The 969-nt window shown below is 32.6% G+C and carries 1 protein-coding gene; it reads right to left on the reverse strand.

Translation table 4 applies throughout. The annotated features are described in order from the left end of the window. Positions 1–736: 736 nt before the first annotated feature. Complete coding sequence (locus tag MAGTDC_RS05965; RefSeq protein ID WP_414173064.1) at positions 737–949, reverse strand: hypothetical protein; 213 nt, start codon at positions 947–949, stop codon at positions 737–739. Positions 950–969 lie beyond the last annotated feature (20 nt).

The following is a 969-nucleotide window of genomic DNA, read 5'->3' on the forward strand; positions in this document are numbered from 1 at the left end:
AATGATATGACTGTGAGTAACAACACATCTAGAAATGTTTTGAGCTAAATATTTCCTGTGTCAATGAAAAACAGCTGTATCAGCTGAAATGCAGTTGTTCGCTATTGTTGAACAAGTTTTTGCTAACTGTCTCCTAATCTATTACTTGTCTGAAGAGTTTTCTTAGTCTGCAGAGAATCCTAAAGAGAGAATGTTCCCTCCTTTAACGGGGCAGAGAAAAAAAGGCAATTCAGCATGGATTGCAACTAGATATAACACATAAAAACAATATAATTAAAAAGTAATTGTTTTAAAAGTCAATTCAAAAAATAATTCTACATGCTCTTTTATATTGTTAATATTACATTTTTAGGTGAAGGGTTTGTGAGGATTGGTCAAAAAATATAACACAAATTTTAAATTATTTGTGTCGACGTTTCAACAGTGTTTATTCTCAACATTAGGACCTGTGCATGAATACAAAAGAAATGTCAAACAACAGACCAATTATTTGAGTGAACTTGTTTGTGTATGTGAGTGTGTGTGCATCCTTGTATATGTGAAGGAATTGAGATAGTTTGTTTTACATCATCTACTGTTTTCTTTAAAGACATGAGAAAATTAAAATATCACAGAACTTATTTTATACAATATTACAATTTAAATTACTCATAATGTAATGGTTATTTATGGTTAACTACGAATTTAAGGATTATATTTTTACTTTACAAATTTGGTCAACTGCAACCTGTTTTACTTACCTAGCTCTTCCTTCCATAGGCTGTCGTACAAGAATCTGTACTGGTCCACGTGCTCGAGAGTGGATTTTGTCGTCCACCATGTGTTTTAAACGTTGGTAATATGTCGGCCCAATAAAAATCTGGGCATTAATCTTTCTTCCGGTGTGCCCGTTGTACATAACTTCGTTTCCACGAAGCTGATAACCATATTCTTGTAGGAGGGTTGAAATTTTTTGTACATTTACAGCAT

The organism is Candidatus Hodgkinia cicadicola (assembly GCF_002774925.1).